An 18,663-nucleotide genomic window follows, 5' to 3' on the forward strand; every position below is an offset into this window, starting at 1 on the left:
GTTCCGACTCCTACCCTTCTACCCGATATACGCTCTTAATGCCGAGCACGACATCCATCGTATTGAAGCGACCAAGCACCTTGTTCATCGCTGCGCGGTTCGCGTTGTGAGTTATAATAATAATTTCCGCTTCCTGCTTCTGCTCGTTCGGATGCTGCAGCACCGACTCTAAGCTGACCTCGTACTCCGCGAACACCTGTGTAATTTGCGCAAGAACACCTGTTCTGTCCGCGACGTGGAGGCGGATGAAGTTTTTCGACTCGATCTGCTCGTCGGTCTTCAGCTTCTTCTCCTTGTATGGCACGAAGCCGCGGCGTCCATTAATGCCGAGGTTCAGGTTGCGGACGACCGCTACAAGATCCGCGACCACGGACGTAGCCGTCGGCAGCTCGCCAGCGCCCGGGCCATAGAACATCGTCTCGCCGACCGCTTCCCCGTAGACGTACACCGCGTTGAACACGCCGTTCACCGAGGCGAGCGGGTGAGATTGCTTCACCATCGTCGGCTGCACGCTGATGCTGATACGGTCATCCTCGCTCTCGGCGATGCCGAGCAGCTTGACCTCGTAGCCGAGCTTTTTGCCATACGTAATATCTTCCTTCGATACGCTGGAGATGCCCTTCACCGTCACATCGGACAGCGCTACGCTGGAACGGAAGCCGAGCGTGCTCAGAATCGTCATCTTACGAGCGGCATCGAAGCCTTCTACGTCAGACGTTGGATCAGCCTCCGCATAGCCGAGTGCCTGCGCTTCCTTCAGCACATCCTCGTATGCAGCACCCTCCTGGCTCATCTTCGTCATGATGTAGTTCGTCGTGCCGTTCACGATGCCCATAATCTTCGTAATGCGATCGGAGGTGAAGCCCTCAATCAGCGTGCGAATGATCGGGATGCCACCCGCCACGCTCGCCTCGTAGAATATGTCGCAGCCCTTCTCTGCAGCCTTCGCCAGAATCTCCGGCCCGTGCAGCGCCATCAGATCCTTATTCGCCGTCACGACATGCTTGCCACGCTCCAGTGCAGCGAGAATAAGCTCCTTGGACAGCTCGATGCCGCCCATGACTTCAACGACGATGTCAATGCTCGCGTCCTCGATCACGTCCCACGCGTTCTCCGTCAATGCTTCCTCCGGCACCTGAATGCTCCGTGCCTTGCTCTTGTCCTTCACGAGCACCTTCGCGATCTCGATCGGGGAGCCGGACTGGCTCAACAAGTCGTGCTGATGCCCTTCTACAATACGAACGACGCCGGTACCGACCGTACCGAGTCCGAGTAATCCTACCTTAACAGCTTTCATGTAATCTCCTCCTTGTTGTATAGGTCTATCCTTGTTAGCCTTGTCCCGTGACGATAGCTCGGCTGACACCGTCCATACCTCGCAGTCGATCGAGCAGCGTCGATACGTCCATGTCCATCCGCGTCATCTCGACGGATATGACGACACCTGCGATCCCTTGCAGCGGTATCGTCTGATGAATCGTCAGCACGTTGCCCTCGAGGCCCGCGATGAGCGACAGCACCTTAGACAATATGCCCGAGCGATGCTCCAGATCAAGCGAGATCGTTACGATGCGGTCGCGCTCCAGCTTGCTTAGAGGGAATATGCCGTCCTTATATTTGTAAAAGGCGCTGCGGCTGAGCTCCACCTGCTCCACCGCCTCATGAATCGTCTTGACGTCGCCCCGGGCGAGCAGACTCTTCGCTTGTACCGTCTTCACTAGCGCCTCTGGAAGCATATCTTCCCGAACGAGAAAAAAACGATGCCCCGGCTGCGCGTTGTCGTCCATCGATTTGTCAGACACGGTAACAGTCCTTTCTACAGAGACGATTGTTCTTATATAGTGGACATTATAGCGTAGCAACCGTTCCGAAGCAATAGGCAGCGGACATGCAAATATGTTAAAGTTGTATGTAACTACGTATAGCGGATTCCGAGCGTTCGGAGCCCATTACTTCAGAAGGAGCGAACCACTTGATTCGAACCCGTATGCTCGCAGCCGCCATGCTGTTCCACGATAACGAGCTGCTCATGATGAAACGCTCGATGAGCCGCACCCTGTCCCCCGGACTGTGGGCCGCGGTCGGCGGACATCTGGAGCCTGAAGAGATCAACGACCCGGAGAAGGCTGTGCTTCGGGAAATTCATGAAGAGACCGGCCTCGAGCTGGACCAAATCAAGCAGCTGCGACTGCGGTATATCCTGCATCGTCTTAATCGGAACGAGGTGCGCCAGCAGTTTATTTACAGCGCGGAAGCGATGACACGCATAGTCGGACAATCCGAGGAAGGCGAGCTGCACTGGATTCCGCGAGAGCTGGTCATGAATCGGGAGCTGCCCTTCATATACCGGAAGCTGCTCGAGCATTACTTCACCTATGGACCGAGCGACCACGTCTGGGTCGGAACAGCCGGAGTCGAGGAGAACGGCGAACCGACCGTCCATTGGACACCACTAATCGATCCAGGGCAGCTGTAGCTCTCGATCAAGCCTCACCGATATTGTACCAACTTAATAGGAGGGATCTACTATGGCTATCGCCGAAATTACCGTCATTCCAGTCGGAACCGAATCAACGAGTCTAAGCGCTTATGTAGCAGGTATTCACCGATATCTCGAGCAGGAATCGGCAGGCGGCCGTATTTCGTTCGAGATGACGGCCATGAGCACGATTGTCGAGGGTGAGCTCACCGATCTGCTGCGCGTCGTGCAGGGCATGCACGAGCAGCCGTTCACGGAAGGAGCCCATCGCGTCTGCACGTCGATTAAGCTCGACGACAGACGGGACAAGCAAGGCTCGATCGCCCAGAAGCTGCATTCGATAGCCGAACGGCTGAACCGCTAGCACACGAACCGTTGTGCCTGTCCGCTGCAAGCTTAACCTTCACCTTCTGCTATGATCAAAAGCTCAAAAGCCAAGGCAACCGCGTCCTGCGCCGCTGCCTTGGCTTCTTGCTGTTCGTCTGCTATTGAAGTGCGATACTTTATGTCACTGTAATGCCTATTACTCGTGCTCCACGAACTCGAACTCGAAGTCGCCGATGCGCACGATTGTGCCGTCCTTCGCCCCGCGCTCGCGCAGCGCCTTATCGACGCCCTTCTTGCGCAATATGCGGGCGAAGCGCATCACAGCCTCGTGCGTGCTGAAGTTCGTTCGCTTAATCAGCCGCTCGATGCTCGGGCTATCCACCACATACGCTTCATTGTCGCGGCGAATGGTGAAGGCTTCGTCGTCGTCGCTCGCCTCGAGCTTGTACACCTTGCGCTCAGACAGGTCAATGATCTCCTCGACGAGCGGCATCTCCGGTATCGTCTCCAGAAGATCGGACACCTTATACAGCAGCTCCTGCACGCCGGACTTCGACACAGCCGAGATCGGATAGATCGGATGCTCCAGCCCTCTTGCGGCGAGCTCCTCCTTGAACCGCTGCAGATGCTCCTCGGCGTCCGGTATATCCATCTTGTTCGCCGCGATGATCTGCGGACGCTCCTCCAGCTTCGCGTTGTAGAGACGCAGCTCATCATTGATCTTCAGCCAATCCTCGAACGGATCGCGTCCTTCGGTCCCTGCCATATCAACGACGTGAACGATAATTCTCGTCCGCTCGACATGCCGCAGGAACTCGTGTCCGAGACCGACACCCTCGTGAGCACCCTCGATCAATCCCGGCAAGTCCGCCATCACGAAGCTTCGGCCATCTCCGACGTCGACGACACCCAGGTTCGGCGTCAGCGTCGTAAAGTGATAGGCACCGATCTTCGGTCTTGCGCCCGACACGACCGACAGCAGCGTCGACTTGCCAACGCTCGGGAAGCCGACGAGCCCAACGTCCGCCATCACCTTCAGCTCGAGCACGACCCATCGCTCCTGACCTTCCTCGCCGTTCTCGGCAATCTCAGGAGCGGTGTTGTTCGACGTCGCGAAGCGGGTATTGCCCCGTCCGCCCCGTCCGCCCTTCGCGATGACGACCTCTTGACCGTGACGCGTCAGGTCGGCTACAATTTCTTGCGTATCGTCATCGACGACAACTGTGCCCGGTGGCACGCGCACGATCATATCATCGGCGTTCGCCCCGTGCTGGCTCTTGTTACGCCCCTTCTCCCCGCGATCAGCCTTGAAGTGCTTCTGATAACGGAAGTCGACGAGCGTCCGAAGACCTTCATCTACGCGGAAAATAACGTCGCCGCCATGACCACCGTCACCGCCTGCGGGTCCGCCTTCAGGTACGTACTTCTCTCTGCGAAACGCAACGAGACCGTCCCCGCCGTCCCCGCCCTTCACATAAATCTTCGCCTTATCAACAAACATTACGTTCACCCTCTTATGTAGCCGTTCTAGTTACGTCCAGCTGTCCAGATAATGGTCCAATCGATGCAGCCTTCGCCGTATAATGTGTCCAGACCAATGCCATGCTGCTTCCACTGCCTAGCCAGCAGCTCACCTTGAGCCTGTACCCGCTCCAGCTTGCAGCCGCCCTCATAGCGAAAATCAAGCTGCAGCCGTTCTTCGGGCTTAGACCATGTCAAGGAAAGCATGTTGTCCACACATTCCGGAGCTCCCTGCGCCTCCCGCTTGTACAGCTCCAGAACGTCCTTGACGATCTGCACGAGCTTGTCCGCATCGGCAAAGCTCTGAAGTCGAACCTCCTCATTCATCCTGACCTTCAGCTGAAGCTCCTTGACTTCAGTCTTGAACGTCAGCAGATAAACAACGAGCGAAGGCAGTCCAAGGTTGGAGATCATGCTCTCCTGTTGTACTCTGTCTTTTATTTTCTCCATCATTGGAGGTAATTTATCATACTTTTTTAATTGAACATAGCTCATCAGGATCTGAATGTCATTCATCCAATCGTGCCGGTAGTGATTGAACAGACGAAGCAAACGTAAGTCCTGCTGCGACGTATCCCGAGCAGTCTCATTGGCGTCAGGCGTACTTCCCGGCTTCACCGCTGCAGACTGTTGATATTGGTCTTCCTTACCGTTTGAGGTCATGCTTCAATTCTCCGTTCCATTGCATTATCCAAGTATTCCCGTCTAGTATACCATGATGAGTGTTCAACTTCACTAATAAAACAACAAACCCTGGCGAGCTACGTTCGCCAGGGTTTGGACATGTTGTCGTAGAATTACACTTCTACTGCAGCAGCTACCGGAGCAGCCTGCGCAGGGTAGACGCTCACTTTTTTGCGATCGCGGCCAAGACGCTCGAACTTCACAACGCCCTCCACCTTCGCGAACAACGTGTCATCGGAGCCGATGCCTACGTTGTTGCCCGGATGAATCTTAGTTCCGCGCTGACGAACGAGGATGCTGCCAGCCGATACGGTTTGACCGTCTGCACGCTTCACGCCAAGGCGCTTCGCGATGCTGTCACGTCCGTTCTTCGTCGAACCTACACCCTTCTTGGATGCGAACAATTGAAGATTCAATTGTAACATAGTAGTCTACCTCCTTACTTATTTACTGTGATTTGTTGCATTGCTATATATGCGCCGTACGATTGTTCAATAGACGTCAGCATGACAATCATGCCTTCGAGCAACAGCTGTACCTTCGCGTCCGTCTCTGCATCAGCAGCAGCCAAGGCGTTCACCTTGAGCATGCCGTGCTTCATACGGACGCCAGGCTTCACTCCGGTTAACGCCTCGATGGCGTTGACCGTGCCAACGGTAACAGCGGATACGCCTGCGCACACAATATCTTTGCCTGCTTCGTCGAATTCCGCGTGACCGTCGACCTCATACCATTCAATCCGTCCTGAAGTGTTCCGATAGATCGCAATGCGAATCATAATGATTACGCCTGGATCTTCTCGATTACAACCTTCGTGTACGGTTGACGATGACCTTGCTTACGACGATAGTTCTTCTTCGCTTTATATTTGAAAACGATGATCTTCTCGCCTTTACCTTGCTTCTCCACCTTCGCGGATACCGTTGCGCCGGCTACTACCGGAGCACCTACCACTAGACCTGTTTCCTTAGAAACGGCCAATACGCGGTCGAACGTTACAGCATCGCCAGCACCAGCCTCGAGCTTCTCGATGTAAAGAACATCGCCCTCGGATACTTTGTACTGCTTGCCGCCAGTTTCAATAATTGCGTACATTGTTGCACCTCCTCATGTCTCAGACTCGCCTTAGCCAGGTGGCTTGGCCTTATTCGGGCCGCGCGCTTCATAAACCCGCTTCGTGCGGTTACAGCATGCATAGCAATGCACTCGAATATTCTACCACAGCACAGATGACGAATGCAACGATTATTTTCCACGATCGGCAAAGCCGCTGCCACCGCAAGCTTGACAAGACTCAGGCACCGTCGTCTCCTTGCTGTCCCGGACCTTCTTGCGCGTCATCTCCACAAGCCCGAGCTTCGTCCAGCCGACGACGACCGTCTTCGTCCGATCCTTACGCGTCTCTCGCGCCAGCTCATCGAGCACCCGGCTGCGCAGCGCCTCGGTCTCCATATCAATGAAGTCGATCACGATCAGTCCGCCGATGTCACGCAGCCTCAGCAGCCGCGCAACCTCGCGTGCCGCCTCCAGATTCGTATCGAAGACCGTCTGCTCGAGATCGACCGAGCCGGTGTATTTGCCCGTGTTGATATCGATCACCGTCAGCGCCTCCGTCCGATCGATGATCAGATAGCTGCCGCTGTCAAGCCACACCTTGCGCCTAAGCCCCTGCTCCAGCTGCTTCGCGATGCCGAAGTCGGCCATTACGTCTACACCCTCATACACATATACCCGCTCAGCCAGCGGCTGCGAGCCGATTGACAGCATCGCGCGTATTTCCTCCAGCACCTCACGGCCGCTGACCAGCACCTCCTGAACGTCATCGCGGAACACGTCGCGAATCAGACGCGGCAGCATGTCCAGATCGCCGAATATTTGACGAGGCACGTGCCCGCCCCGCTTCACTGCTTCCTCCATGTACCGCCAGCGGGCGCGCAGCTCGGCTAGATCAGCTGCAAGCGACTGCTCCGTTTCCCCGAGAGCGGCCGTGCGTACGATATAGCCCTCGCTCGGCTCAATCAGCCGCTCCGCCATCCGCTTCAGCTTATCGCGCTCGGCTGCCTGCTCGATCTTGCGCGAGACGCCGACGTAATCCGCATAAGGCATATAGACGCCGAAGCGCCCGGGTATCGAATAATGCGTCGTCAGACGCGCCCCCTTCGTGCCGACCGGCTCCTTCACCACCTGCACCATAATGTGCTGCCCCACCTTCACGAGCTCGTGAATGGAAGGCTTCTCCTTCGGCTGCTTATCCAGGTTCGCTGGAAGCAGATCATCAATATAAAGAAAGCCGTTACGCTCAAGTCCGATCTCAACGAACGCCGCCTGCATGCCCTGGAGCACACGCTCGACGCGTCCGATATAAATATTGCCGGCCAGCTGACTCTGCTCACGATGACCCTTGTAGTATTCGGCCAGCTTGCCCTGTTCAAGAATGGCTACCTCGGTTAGCTCCTCGTTGCACTTAACCAATATTCGCTTCATCTGCAGCAACACCTCGGCACTATTGTAACATACCGCTCAGGCAAAAAGCTCGGCCAATGGCGTCCCACGCCTTCTCTCGTCAAAATAACAGTCGAGCAACGCGCGCTCAGGTACGATCCCAAGCACACGATCGCGCTCGTCGAGCACGCACACGACGTGATATTTATCACGCATGAACAGTCTAACGATATCCCCCGCTCTGCTGCGGCTCGCCGCATAGATCGGCTCGGCAGCTGCCCCCCGATGCTCGAGCCGCTTCTCCCGATTGAGCAAAAATCGCATAAACCGGTACGGCGTTCCCCGCCAGTCATGCCAATTGGAATAAAATAAAAAAAAGGCGATCATCAGCCAATTTAACAAAATGCCGCCCTGCTCCGTCCACACATGAAACGCCGCACCTATAATCAGCACGCCGCTGACGACAAGACTGACCAGCGTTGACACCTGCATCGTTCGCTGGTACGGCAGCCACAGTCCGATCAGCACCTGCAGAATACGCCCGCCGTCGAGCGGCAGCACAGGCAGCAGGTTGAAGGCCGCAATCAACGCATTCGCTTGTATGAAATAGTCGCCCCACGCTTGCGGAATCAAGCCTAACAGCGTCAACGCATAGGCAACGAGCATCATCCACACATTCTGCAGCGGCCCTCCGAGCGCGACGAGCAGCTCCTCGAGCGCCCGGGAGCCCGGTGCCTCCTCCATCGCAGCCACGCCGCCGAAGGGCAGCAGCTGCACCTCCTTCACCTTCCACCCGAAGCTGCGCGCCACCGAGACGTGGCCGAGCTCGTGAATGAGGACGATGACGAACAGCGTTACGATCTCGATGAAGTAGCCCGTAATGACGGACAGCAGCATGAGCAAGGTGAACAGCGGATGGAAGCGAAACGTAATGCCCGTCCACACATTCCACGGCGTGCCCCTCAACTTAATCAAAAGGAATCACATCCGCAGGATCGACAGGCTTGCCCGCCTTCGTAACGGAGAAAAACAACGTACCGGCCGACTTCTCCGACTTCGGCTTCGCAATCGTGCCAACCGTCTCCCCACCCTTGACCCAGTCGTTAAGCTGCAAGGTGCCGGGCTCGATCAACCCGTACACGGACTCCATGCCGTCTGTATGTCTCAACACAATCGTATACCCTGTATCATCCTTATCGCCCGCGTACACGACAAGTCCCGTATCTACCGCTGATACCGGCTTACCTGCCTCCGCCTCCATCAGCACCCCGCCGAGCTCCGTGGAGAACGGCGCAAGCAGCTTCCCTTCAATAGGCGAAAAATAATGCTTCGGCACGACCGCCACCTTCTCCGCCTCCTGATGCCTCGTCGATTGAATCGCGGGCAGTATGGAAGGTATGGTGCCAAAATGCCGCTCGTACCAAGCCGTCAGCGCCGCTGTATCCATCGGCTCGTTCAGCGATGCCGTCACGAGCTGCTTGCCCCGCTCAGCGAGCGGATGCTCGCTCTGGTACATCGCCCACACGCCTGCGAACAGCAACGTGCTTAGCAGCAGCTTCACGGCGAAGCGGCTCGTCCTGTCTGTCGGCGGCTGTTGGCCTCTCGCAGGGTCGTAGCTGTCGCTGCGGCCGAATCCAGACCAGTCCCGCTCGTACTTGCGCCGCCATTCCTCCTCGGGATCGGGAGGTTGCATCGAATAGGGCGTACGGCTGTCATCAGCCTCGCCATAGTGGGTCGACGGCGTTCCTCCATGCCAAGGCGGCGTGTACCGCCCCGCATCGTCGTACAGCTCCTCGCGTCCGAGCAGGTCGCTTGAGGTCAAGCGCGGCTCCCCGCGTCCTTGCCGCCACGCCTGCTGCTGCAGCCTGCGAATTTTCTCATATCGGCGTTCACGAACGTTATTGCGTATATTCAAGACCGCTCCACTCCTTGCCCATAGCTTGTTCCCTTCATCCTATGAGCTTGTACGGGGGAATATGCGAGTAGCTGACAGTCACACAGAAACCTTTCTCTAAGACGCGCGTCTAACTAACTTGGGAGGATGTTATAAAATTAATAAAAAATGGGTTTGTACTGAGTGAATACCATTTTATCGAGAGAAGGATGATTCGTATGAAAAAATTCGCAATGGGTGTCATCACAGGCTGCGTGCTAACCCTCACAACAACTGCCTTCGCGAGCGAGCTAATCCAGGCGTATAAGTTCCCTGTCAGCTATGTGTTCAACCAGGAAACGAAACCATTAACAGACGAATATGTAACCTTGAACTACAATGGCCATGCCTATGTCCCGATCCGATTCATCGCTGAGCATACGGGTATGAAGATCGGGTATGACGAGGAGAACCGTCAGATCCTTGTCAACTATGGCGTTCCGAGCGAGCCGCCAGAGCCACTACCAGTGCACGTGAGGAGCAAGGAGGTCAGCTTCAGTACGAACCAACATGGAATTTTCTTTGGTAATATCCAACTCGAACGGGTAGACTCTCAGACGAAGATTACGCTCCAGATTAGAAACGACCGCGGAGAAACAGGTGAAATAGGCGGCTCACTCGCCTTCTACAATAACAAGGCTGAACCGATTAGCTTCCTTCTAGTCGACCAAGTGCTGCATCATAAAGGAATCAATACGATCCAACTGCTTGCGGACGAGGACCTATCCTCCTACAAATATGTCACTCTTGGCTTAGGCAAGGTAGACGGCCATATGATACGAACCACCTACACCGAGGCTGATCTTATCAAAGGCTCCATCGAGTACCTCAAGAAACTGAATATACCCCAGGAGCACATCGATCGTTTGGGGGATAAGACGACAGCTATTGGCAAGATTATTGGCCAAATGGACTTATCCAAGCAAGAAATCGACGAGCTGATTCTCGCCGCGATTAGCCAGTAATGCACCAAAAAAAGACCCTTATCCGTTGGAGCTGCTCTTGATCTTACCAACCTTACCGCTCCACGTCTTCTTCCACTGCGTAGGTACAATCGCCATGACCATATAGCAGCTGACCGAATTTACATGCTATCCACCTAACCAATCTCCGATGACCTTGAGTGCTCGTTCGTCATGAATCGGATGAAAATGGGATAATCCATCGACAATACTCACTTCGACAAGTGGGTTTATTTCAAATACGCGTTCATATTGATCGGCTAGAAATGCTTCATCCTCGCCTCCAGCAATGACGAGCACAGGTCCATTCAATGAGCGAATATCCGCCTGGTAATCATCACGCGGGTGCATCGAAACTTGCATTCGATAGCTGTAGATTAACGTTTCAGTACCGTTACGATAAGGCTCAGGCATATTAAAGGAAAGGACGGCCTGACCATTTAAATGGCGGATGCCGAGCTGATTCAGCATACTTAATCCGACGAATCGAGGAACCGAGACATTCGCCCAGTTACTGTTCTCGTTATAGGTCGGCGCATTATGATGGATATAAGGTGCGATAAGCAGATAGCGGTCGACAGCTGCATGAGCTCGCTCTCCGCCTGCCAATCGGAGGACCGTACCGCCGCCGCTGGAATGTCCGCCCAGAATAATCGATTGATTGGGATGCTTCGCCTGTACGTAATCGATGAAGTCGTAGAGATCATCCTCGATTTGCCCCATATAGTCCAGATCTCCCCGATCCTCCGCCAGTGGACCATGTCCGCGCAAGTCGGGTGTATACACGGTGGCCAGACCGCTCTGTGCTGCGAAGGATGCCAGTGGCTGCAAATAGCTGCTATGATAGCTTGAACCATGAATCATAATCAGAACTTGATTAGCAGAGGATGGATAGTGACGATACGGTAACCGGGTATGATTACGTGTTTCATATTGCGATAGCGTCGGCAATCTCGTATAGTCGGCGTCAATATCTGAGAATTGTAAGCTCTCCGAACGGCCCTCCGCCCCCTTTAATGGCATAAGGAGAACTAATCCATAGGCAATCCCCAGGTAGATGACAGACGAACTAATCGCAATAATCAACACGACCTTCATCAACGTATTCAAACGATCCCTCCTTAGGTATGAGTTGAAACAGCCCCATCCAGTCGTTCTATTGGAATGGATGGTTCGTTCCACTTGATCAAGATATTCATAGTATATCTTAATAGAGAGGCACGATACAGATAATTTGGTGTTGGTATAGGTGCGGCTTCCCTAACGGCCTCTGTTACTAGCGGAGGCGACTTATCTGTGTAGGAACCTCGGAGTCAAGCCATTGTTACTAGTAAAACGCCAAAAAAAGACCCCTACCCGCTGGCGCAATCGCGGATAAGAGTCTGAGCTTAGGACAGCTCCCATGAAATTAAGAATGCAGTCAAAGACGTGTGGTCGTTAACGTCTTTGGGTCCGGGTCCCGCTGCGGCGAGGCGCCGCACCCAAAGACGCTAACGACCGAGTATCCCCTAATTAAGCACCCACGCTATCGATGGAGTTGGTCTTCACCTTACCGCCCTCACCGATCCAAGTCTTCTTCCACTGCGTCTGCACAATCGCCATGATCACAATGCAGCTGACTGCAATTGCAGCAAGAATGAGGAAGCCTGGTGTGAAGGAGCCTGTGGACAGCTTCAGGTTACCGAGAATTTTCGGAAGGAAGAAGCCACCAAGACCGCCTGCCGCACCGACAATACCAGTTATAATACCCACCTCTTGACTGAAGCGCTGCGGCACGAGCTGGAACACCGCTCCATTACCCATACCCATACCCATCATCGCAACGAACAGAAGTCCTGTCGTGACCCATAGAGCTGGAAGTGTTGCTGTGATGGCGAGCATCAGACCTATGACTCCGTACAAAATCATGAGCATCCGGATGCCACCCATACGGTCAGACAAGTAGCCGCCGATCGGTCGGAACAAGGAGCCGGCAATAATACAGATCGTGGCGAAATCCGCGGCCATGACCGGGCTAAGACCGTACTCGGTGTTATAGAAGATCGTCAAGTAGTTCGCCATACCCGAGAAGCCGCCGAACGTGACCATGTAGAACAGACAGAACAGCCAAGTATCCTTCTGGGCAAGCACGCGGCCGTAATCCTTCAGCTTCAGCGGAGCTGGCTGATTCGGAGAGTCCTTGGCCGTGAACAGGAAGATGAAGAATACGATGACAAGCGGAATAAGAGCAAGACCGAATACGATGTGCCAGTCTCCGTAATGCTGGGCAAGACGATTGGCGAATAGTGTACTGAAGATCGTACCGCTGTTACCTGCGCCTGCAATACCGAGCGCAAGACCTTGATACTGCGGCGGATACCAGCGGCTAGCGAGCGGCAGAGCTGCAGCGAAGCTGGCGCCTGCTATTCCGAGCATCAGTGCGACGAAATACATATCCGTTAAGGAGTTCGCGAACTTCCAGCCATATACGAGTGGAATGACGGTCAGGATCATACCGACGATCCCGGTCTTCTTCGGTCCGATCCGGTCCGTCAAGTAGCCGAGCACAAGACGTAGAATCGAACCACCGAGAGCCGGGAGTGCAACCAGACTCGCCTTCTCCGCTGCGTTCAGGTTGTAGTCACTCGCGATCAATACGGCAAGAGGCCCGAGCAGCACCCATAGCATGAAGCTGACATCAAAATAGAGGAACGAGCTCATTAATGAACCTTTGTGTCCGCTTTGCAAAAAACTTTTCCGATCGACCATGTTTACCCTCTCCTTTGTTGAATTCCTGTCCGGTATCTCTACTTTTCCTTATTGTCCCCCGAACCGCACCGGAACATAAACGAAGGCCGACGAACAACACCCGTACAATCGGGCGTAAGCTCATCGGCCTCATTGCCGCAGGCGAACCACCCAGTTGTGGCTCTGCCTGTTCGTTTGCTGTACCTTGCGGGAAGGGAGAACATGAAGCTCATCCTTCAATGCTCTAATTGAGCCTGGGATGAAGCGAACTGCCTTTGCCTATCCGCCGACACACCATTGTGCCGTGATCGCGTAAGGCTTATATCGTTATTATATGCATGAGATAAGTTCATGTCAATAAACTTAACATAAATTTGTGAAACTTATTTTTTTCATATTTCTAGCGCCGATTTTATGTTATATTCTCTTTATGGAAATACGATCTCACCAAAAACTTCACATGTACTTAACATAAATTGCAACTGCATGGGAGGGTCGATATGTTAAAGTCATTTGCTCTCATTCATATGCCTTCACCGACAGCAGGCACAAGCGGCCGCCTCCCAGCATCGGAAGCTGCCCCTGAAGCGAGACTTCAAGATCTAGGAATGACTGTTCATTCCATCACATCACAGAAGGAACTCTCCTCGACCGCTGTCTATTACGACGCCGCCCTGCTCGCCGTGTCCCCAGACCACGTTGCCTCGTGGTGTGGCCGTATCGAATCGGTACGCTCGGTGCCTATATTTTGGTGGTGCAATGGCTATACGTTCCCGAATCATGAATGCACCCTTGATCCCGCTATAGACGGCTTATTAGGAGGTGCGATGAGCGATCTCGAGCTTCATTGCGCCATGCTGCTCGGCATGAACCATTATTTCCAGCGGACCGAATGGCGGCAGGAGCGCGAGCAGCTACTCGCGAAGCTAGAGGAACGCAAGTGGATCGATCAGGCGAAGCGCATTATCAGTGAGATCAAGAAAATATCAGAGGCCGAAGCCTATGATTTTCTCAGAAAGCAAGCTATGAACGAGCGCAAGCGGCTCGTCGATGTCGCAACCTCGATCGTGAAGGTGTATCAACTGCTGCAGGATGAAAACAAAGGAGGTCGAAGACGATGATCGCTCTCCTCAGGGAAATTGGCCGCGGCAAGCGCGGCTCGAGAGATCTTACTTATGAAGAAGCGCTGCGAGGAGCGCTCTCTATATTAGAAGGAGAAGCGACCACCGCACAGACAGCAGCCTTCCTCATGGCTCAGAGGATGAAGATGGAATCCACCGATGAGCTGCGCGCCTTCGTAGATGCGCTGCGCAGCCGCTGCACCGTGTTCCCGATAGCAGATGGCATCGATTGCGCTGGACCGTACGACGGCAGGGTGCGTACGTTCATCGCCACCGTGCCGACCGCCTTCGTGCTGGCCGCCTGCGGCTTGCCAGTGACGCTGCATGGCAGCCCGAGTCTGCCGCCCAAGCGCGGCATCGCGGTGAGCGACGTGCTAGAGGCGCTAGGCGCACCCGTAGAGCGGCTAACCTATACAGCACTTACCGAAGCCGCCGTACAGTCCGGCTTCATATATGTGCCTACCGAGCAATGGTGTCCACCGCTCGGGCGACTTCGCGCTGTGCGGGAGGAGCTAGGCATGCGAACGATCTTCAACACCGCAGAGAAGCTACTACGCCCTACCGATGCGTCTGCCATGGCCGTCGGCGTCTTCCATGGCACCGTCTTCGAGCGAATGAGCGAGCTGCTATTGGCGCTCGGCGTGCAGGACGGCATCGTCGTCCAAGGATTAGAAGGCTCTGAGGATATCGGAGCGCACCAACGAACAAGAGCTTACCGACTTCGTGACGGGCAAGCCGAGCTGTTCATTATCGATCCGGACATGTATGAGCTGCAGAGTGAAATGATCGAGCGCATATGGACGCCAGAGCAGCAGGCAGAAGCGTCGATGTCAGTATTAACAGGCGATGCCGAGCTCGGCCTCCTGAACCCGGTGCTGCTGAACAGCGCCGTACGCCTCTGGGTTAGCCACCGCGCTGGCTCGATCGAGGAAGGCATCTACATGGCCCGCCATGCCATCGAGCAAGGAGAAGCGCTGCTTGCCTACAAGCGCTGGCTCAGCGCCGTTCTGTCCCGCACGACGAGCTAGCAGCGCGGAAGCTGGAGCTGACTTAGCTTCATTGCGGCATTGCTGCTCCAGAAACCGAAGCATCACCTTACCCACCGCGATACTCCCCCGCACCGCCATCCTCAACAAAAGCCATACCTGCAGGCCGCTTGGCCGAGGTATGGCTTTTGCTTATTTCATAACGAGAGCTTCATGTCATTCCTCTTCCAGCAGCTTATCGTCATGCATCCGTATACTCATCACGAGCCCCATCGCCACCATATTAATGAGCAGCGACGTACCGCCATAGCTAATGAACGGGAGCGTAATGCCCGTCAATGGCATAAGCCCGATCATCATTCCGACGTTCTGGAAGATCTGGAAGACGAGCATCGATACGATGCCTATAATGATGAAGGAGCCCGCGTAATTGTTGCAATAGATCGAGATCAAGATCATGCGATAGATCAGCACAAAGTACATGAGCAGCAGAACCGAAGCCCCAACGAAGCCGAATTCTTCTCCTACTACGACGAATATCGAATCGGTATAGGTCACGGGAATAAAATTACTGTGAATCGACGATCCATTCAAGTATCCTTCACCAGTTAGTGAACCGGAGCCGATGGCCCGGATCGCGTTCTCGACATGATACGTGCTGTCCTTATCTGCTGTATCCGGATTGACGTACGTATTGATTCGATCCATCCAGTGCGTCGGGATCTCCTTCGCCTTCAAGTATTCCTTCACAGGCTCATGGTACAGCTTGAATAAGTAGATGAACAAGTAGGCACAGCCCGCGAATATCGCCGCTCCTGCCGCCGCATAGATCATTCGGATGTTACCAATCCAATACATGCCGAGCAGAATAACGCCGAGAATAATCGCATTACCGAAATCCGGCTGAATGACGACAAGACCGATCGGAATCATTGCAAGCAAGCCGACCGGGACGACATCCTGCAGCAGCTCGAGAGGCTCCCCCTTACGTCGTGCCATGAACGCTGCTAGGGTGAGAATCAATATAATTTTCATCAGCTCTACGGGCTGAAAATCGAGTCCGAAGGGCAAGCCCCTGAACCAGCCGCGCGCACCGTTAATTTTGGGAGCATAGAGATAGACTGCAACAAGCAGTATAACCCCGACGCCGTACAAGTAATATGTCAGCTTAAGCAATACCCTGTAATCGAAGGCGGCCGTCACCAAGAACGCGATGATCGCGATGACATAGATGATCCCCAGCTTCTTCGGATCGAAGTTAAAGGTAACATCATTCAGCGTAGCACTGTACAAAAGCAATGTGCTGATTACCATGAAGGCAACCAGCAGCAGGACGATCAACGGATCAATTTTTTTAAATTTATGCAGCACGGGGCAGTCATCCTATCCCGAAAAACTTTTTCATCTTATTCATTACCGATGAGCGATCGTCGAGCGGCATCAACGGCACTGAGTCGCCCAAGATGCGTCTTGCGATATTGCGATAAGCAATAGCGGCCCGCAGGTTCGGATTCATGACGACCGGCTCGCCTATGTTAGATGCCTTAATGACACCTTCATCGTCCGGCACAATGCCGAGCAGGTCGATGGCAAGCACCGAGCAAATCTCGTCTATATCGAGCATCTCGCCCTTCTTGACCATGTTCGGACGAATCCGATTAATGATCAGCTTCGGCGCTTCTACGTTCGGCGACTTCTCGAGCAGACCAATGATGCGGTCGGCGTCGCGCACCGCGGCATTCTCCGGCGTCGTGACGACAATCGCCTTATCCGCTCCAGCGATCGCGTTCTTGAAGCCTTGCTCGATGCCCGCAGGACAATCAATAATGACGAACTCGAAGTCCCGCTTCAGGTCGAGCACAATTTGACGGACCGCCTCCGGCGAGATCGCATGCTTATCCTTCGTCTGCGCAGCTGGCAGCATATACAGCTCCTCGAAGCGCTTATCCTTGACTAGTGCCTGAGCAAGACGACAGCGCCCCTCCGCGACGTCGATCAAGTCATAAATAATTCGGTTTTCGAGACCCATGACGACATCCAGGTTGCGAAGACCGATGTCGGTATCGACCATGACCACTTTTTTCCCCTGAAGCGCCAAGGCCGTTCCGATGTTGGCCGAGGTTGTCGTTTTGCCGACTCCGCCCTTGCCTGAAGTGATGACGATTGCCTCTCCCATAGGTCTTACCCCTTTGCATGAAAACTTGAATTACAGCTTGTTGAGCAACGAAAGCTTATGCATATGATGGACCTTATCGATCTCCATCTTGCCGTCCTTCACGTAGGCATATTCCATGTAAGCATCGAACGCCTCGCCAAGTTCCCACTCATCAGGAGGACGACTAATCACGCCTGCGATGCGAAGCTGCGTCGGGCGCAAACAAGATGCAGCAATGATGGCCTGCTCATCACCATCAGAGCCTGCATGGGCCATGCCGCGCAGAGCTCCCATAATATAGATGCTGCCTGTACTGATAATCGTGCCGCCTGGATTAACGTCCCCGAGAAATAGCAGACTTCCTTCGTGAGCGAGTGTCTGTCCAGACCGAACGATCCCCTTGACGACCTTCACTTCCTGCGAGTCCGAATCCGCCTTCTCGAAGGTCGGGTCCGACGACTCCATCGATTGAATAAGCAGGTTCCCCTTCTGGCCAATAATGCGCCGTACCTGCTCCTTCTCCTCGGTGCTAATCGCCCGTTTACCAAGCTTAACATGCACATGTATGATAGGTCCGGTCAATATTTGCTGGTGCGTCTTCTCCAGCTTATGATGAAGCTCCTCAAGCACCTGAGAAAATTCGCATTCGTCGTCCAGCAAAAAGACAAGACCGTCTTTAACCCCTTTAATTGTGACTCGATGTTTGGCTGCAGTCATAAACGCTCTTACCTCCTAAGCCTATACAATTCGGCTTGGCTCAGTCGTTCTCCTGCATACCGATAAAATTTTCTCACTGCTCAGGCTCAGCGGGCTTGCCTGGCATTCCTTCGAGCAAACGGCGAGCCGGAACGTAGGCAGCAAGCGCAAGAAGCAAATTAATGAGCATGCTCGGCAGCATGCGATGTAAAAACGCCCACTCAAAGGTAAGGTGCGTCACCCGGAACAGACGGTAAATGCCGAACAGAGTCGCGTCGTAAAATAAAAGTCCCCCGCCTACGACAAGCATACTGATGACGATGCTGGAATATAAGCGTCCTTGCATAAGACCGGCCAAGTAGCCCGACAATCCCATTGCGAACGAAACAGGCCCCAGCATCGGAGAGTACATAATGAAGTCGAATAACATACCGAAAATAAGTCCGTACATCAGCGCGATGTGCCGGTTGACATACAAGCCGATAAACAGCACGAGCACAAGCACAAGATGAGGATTAACCTCAATATTGGACTGCCAGCTTAGCGGTGTAATCCACGGCAGCATCGTCGTTTCCAGTAAAAAAAAGACAAACAAGAGGAGGCACAGCCGTCTATGATTCATCATCATGC

21 protein-coding genes and 1 other annotated feature are annotated in these 18,663 nt (G+C 54.1%); of the genes, 5 read left to right on the forward strand and 16 right to left on the reverse strand.

Annotation, left to right across the window (positions count from 1 at the left end; translation table 11 throughout):
• Nucleotides 1-10: 10 nt before the first annotated feature.
• Together PAE68_RS17320 and PAE68_RS17325 are read right to left on the reverse strand one after the other, a co-directional pair.
• Nucleotides 11-1,297: a homoserine dehydrogenase gene (locus PAE68_RS17320; RefSeq protein ID WP_281889018.1), complete on the reverse strand. Its 1,287-nt coding sequence runs from the start codon at nucleotides 1,295-1,297 to the stop codon at nucleotides 11-13.
• 34 nt (nucleotides 1,298-1,331) lie between these two features.
• Nucleotides 1,332-1,787 (reverse strand): ACT domain-containing protein, encoded by a 456-nt coding sequence (locus tag PAE68_RS17325; protein WP_281891117.1) that lies wholly within the window; start codon nucleotides 1,785-1,787, stop codon nucleotides 1,332-1,334.
• A 185-nt stretch (nucleotides 1,788-1,972) separates the two neighbouring features.
• On the opposite strand from PAE68_RS17325, the gene PAE68_RS17330 reads away from it, so the two are divergent.
• Together PAE68_RS17330 and PAE68_RS17335 are read left to right on the forward strand one after the other, a co-directional pair.
• Nucleotides 1,973-2,476: an NUDIX domain-containing protein gene (locus tag PAE68_RS17330; protein WP_281889021.1), complete on the forward strand. Its 504-nt coding sequence runs from the start codon at nucleotides 1,973-1,975 to the stop codon at nucleotides 2,474-2,476.
• Nucleotides 2,477-2,528: 52 nt separating this feature from the next.
• Complete coding sequence (locus tag PAE68_RS17335) at nucleotides 2,529-2,843, forward strand: MTH1187 family thiamine-binding protein (RefSeq protein ID WP_281889023.1); 315 nt, start codon at nucleotides 2,529-2,531, stop codon at nucleotides 2,841-2,843.
• A gap of 159 nt (nucleotides 2,844-3,002) precedes the next feature.
• Here the strand turns inward: PAE68_RS17335 and obgE are convergent, their stop codons facing one another.
• From obgE to PAE68_RS17375, 8 genes are all read right to left on the reverse strand, one after another.
• Nucleotides 3,003-4,307 (reverse strand): GTPase ObgE, encoded by a 1,305-nt coding sequence (gene obgE, locus PAE68_RS17340; protein ID WP_281889025.1) that lies wholly within the window; start codon nucleotides 4,305-4,307, stop codon nucleotides 3,003-3,005.
• 26 nt (nucleotides 4,308-4,333) lie between these two features.
• Nucleotides 4,334-4,990, reverse strand: coding sequence for a Spo0B domain-containing protein (locus PAE68_RS17345; RefSeq protein ID WP_281889027.1), 657 nt, complete (start codon nucleotides 4,988-4,990; stop codon nucleotides 4,334-4,336).
• 134 nt (nucleotides 4,991-5,124) lie between these two features.
• Complete coding sequence (rpmA, locus tag PAE68_RS17350) at nucleotides 5,125-5,436, reverse strand: 50S ribosomal protein L27 (RefSeq protein ID WP_281889028.1); 312 nt, start codon at nucleotides 5,434-5,436, stop codon at nucleotides 5,125-5,127.
• Between the two features lie 14 nt (nucleotides 5,437-5,450).
• Nucleotides 5,451-5,789, reverse strand: coding sequence for a ribosomal-processing cysteine protease Prp (locus tag PAE68_RS17355; RefSeq protein ID WP_281889029.1), 339 nt, complete (start codon nucleotides 5,787-5,789; stop codon nucleotides 5,451-5,453).
• A 5-nt stretch (nucleotides 5,790-5,794) separates the two neighbouring features.
• The gene (gene rplU / locus PAE68_RS17360; RefSeq protein WP_281889030.1) at nucleotides 5,795-6,106 is read right to left on the reverse strand and encodes a 50S ribosomal protein L21; all 312 of its coding nucleotides are present in this window, start codon (nucleotides 6,104-6,106) and stop codon (nucleotides 5,795-5,797) included.
• A gap of 11 nt (nucleotides 6,107-6,117) precedes the next feature.
• Nucleotides 6,118-6,206 (reverse strand) — a sequence feature (ribosomal protein L21 leader region).
• A gap of 50 nt (nucleotides 6,207-6,256) precedes the next feature.
• Nucleotides 6,257-7,495, reverse strand: a complete 1,239-nt coding sequence (locus PAE68_RS17365; RefSeq protein ID WP_281889031.1) for an Rne/Rng family ribonuclease — start codon at nucleotides 7,493-7,495, stop codon at nucleotides 6,257-6,259.
• Between the two features lie 36 nt (nucleotides 7,496-7,531).
• Nucleotides 7,532-8,428, reverse strand: coding sequence for a site-2 protease family protein (locus PAE68_RS17370; protein ID WP_281889033.1), 897 nt, complete (start codon nucleotides 8,426-8,428; stop codon nucleotides 7,532-7,534).
• A complete protein-coding gene (locus PAE68_RS17375) occupies nucleotides 8,421-9,368 on the reverse strand; it encodes a M23 family metallopeptidase (protein ID WP_281889035.1) in 948 nt (315 codons plus the stop codon). Before PAE68_RS17375 ends, PAE68_RS17370 begins: the two co-directional genes overlap by 8 nt.
• Before the next feature lie 197 nt (nucleotides 9,369-9,565).
• On the opposite strand from PAE68_RS17375, the gene PAE68_RS17380 reads away from it, so the two are divergent.
• Nucleotides 9,566-10,351: a stalk domain-containing protein gene (locus PAE68_RS17380; RefSeq protein WP_281889038.1), complete on the forward strand. Its 786-nt coding sequence runs from the start codon at nucleotides 9,566-9,568 to the stop codon at nucleotides 10,349-10,351.
• A 126-nt stretch (nucleotides 10,352-10,477) separates the two neighbouring features.
• Here PAE68_RS17380 and PAE68_RS17385 read toward each other — a convergent pair whose 3' ends face one another.
• Together PAE68_RS17385 and PAE68_RS17390 are read right to left on the reverse strand one after the other, a co-directional pair.
• Nucleotides 10,478-11,458 carry an alpha/beta hydrolase gene (locus PAE68_RS17385; RefSeq protein ID WP_281889039.1) on the reverse strand — a complete coding sequence of 327 codons (981 nt, stop codon included), beginning with the start codon at nucleotides 11,456-11,458 and terminating at the stop codon, nucleotides 10,478-10,480.
• 402 nt (nucleotides 11,459-11,860) lie between these two features.
• Nucleotides 11,861-13,096, reverse strand: a complete 1,236-nt coding sequence (locus PAE68_RS17390) for a nitrate/nitrite transporter (RefSeq protein ID WP_281889041.1) — start codon at nucleotides 13,094-13,096, stop codon at nucleotides 11,861-11,863.
• Nucleotides 13,097-13,575: 479 nt separating this feature from the next.
• Here PAE68_RS17390 and PAE68_RS17395 point away from each other — a divergent pair, with 479 nt between their 5' ends.
• Together PAE68_RS17395 and PAE68_RS17400 are read left to right on the forward strand one after the other, a co-directional pair.
• Entirely contained in the window at nucleotides 13,576-14,196 is a 621-nt protein-coding gene (locus PAE68_RS17395) for an ANTAR domain-containing response regulator (protein WP_281889043.1), read from the forward strand.
• A complete protein-coding gene (locus PAE68_RS17400; protein ID WP_281889045.1) occupies nucleotides 14,193-15,224 on the forward strand; it encodes an anthranilate phosphoribosyltransferase in 1,032 nt (343 codons plus the stop codon). Before PAE68_RS17395 ends, PAE68_RS17400 begins: the two co-directional genes overlap by 4 nt.
• 174 nt (nucleotides 15,225-15,398) lie before the next feature.
• On the opposite strand, the gene PAE68_RS17405 is transcribed toward PAE68_RS17400, so the two are convergent.
• The 4 genes from PAE68_RS17405 to mreD all read right to left on the reverse strand — a co-directional run bounded on the left by PAE68_RS17405 (nucleotide 15,399) and on the right by mreD (nucleotide 18,661).
• Nucleotides 15,399-16,553 carry an FtsW/RodA/SpoVE family cell cycle protein gene (locus tag PAE68_RS17405; RefSeq protein WP_281889046.1) on the reverse strand — a complete coding sequence of 385 codons (1,155 nt, stop codon included), beginning with the start codon at nucleotides 16,551-16,553 and terminating at the stop codon, nucleotides 15,399-15,401.
• Between the two features lie 7 nt (nucleotides 16,554-16,560).
• A complete protein-coding gene (gene minD, locus PAE68_RS17410) occupies nucleotides 16,561-17,358 on the reverse strand; it encodes a septum site-determining protein MinD (protein ID WP_281889048.1) in 798 nt (265 codons plus the stop codon).
• A gap of 30 nt (nucleotides 17,359-17,388) precedes the next feature.
• Entirely contained in the window at nucleotides 17,389-18,054 is a 666-nt protein-coding gene (gene minC, locus PAE68_RS17415) for a septum site-determining protein MinC (RefSeq protein WP_281889050.1), read from the reverse strand.
• A 73-nt stretch (nucleotides 18,055-18,127) separates the two neighbouring features.
• Nucleotides 18,128-18,661: a rod shape-determining protein MreD gene (gene mreD / locus PAE68_RS17420; RefSeq protein ID WP_281889052.1), complete on the reverse strand. Its 534-nt coding sequence runs from the start codon at nucleotides 18,659-18,661 to the stop codon at nucleotides 18,128-18,130.
• Between the last annotated feature and the right edge of the window lie 2 nt (nucleotides 18,662-18,663).

Source organism: Paenibacillus sp. YYML68 (assembly GCF_027923405.1).
Lineage (GTDB): Bacteria > Bacillota > Bacilli > Paenibacillales > NBRC-103111 > Paenibacillus_G.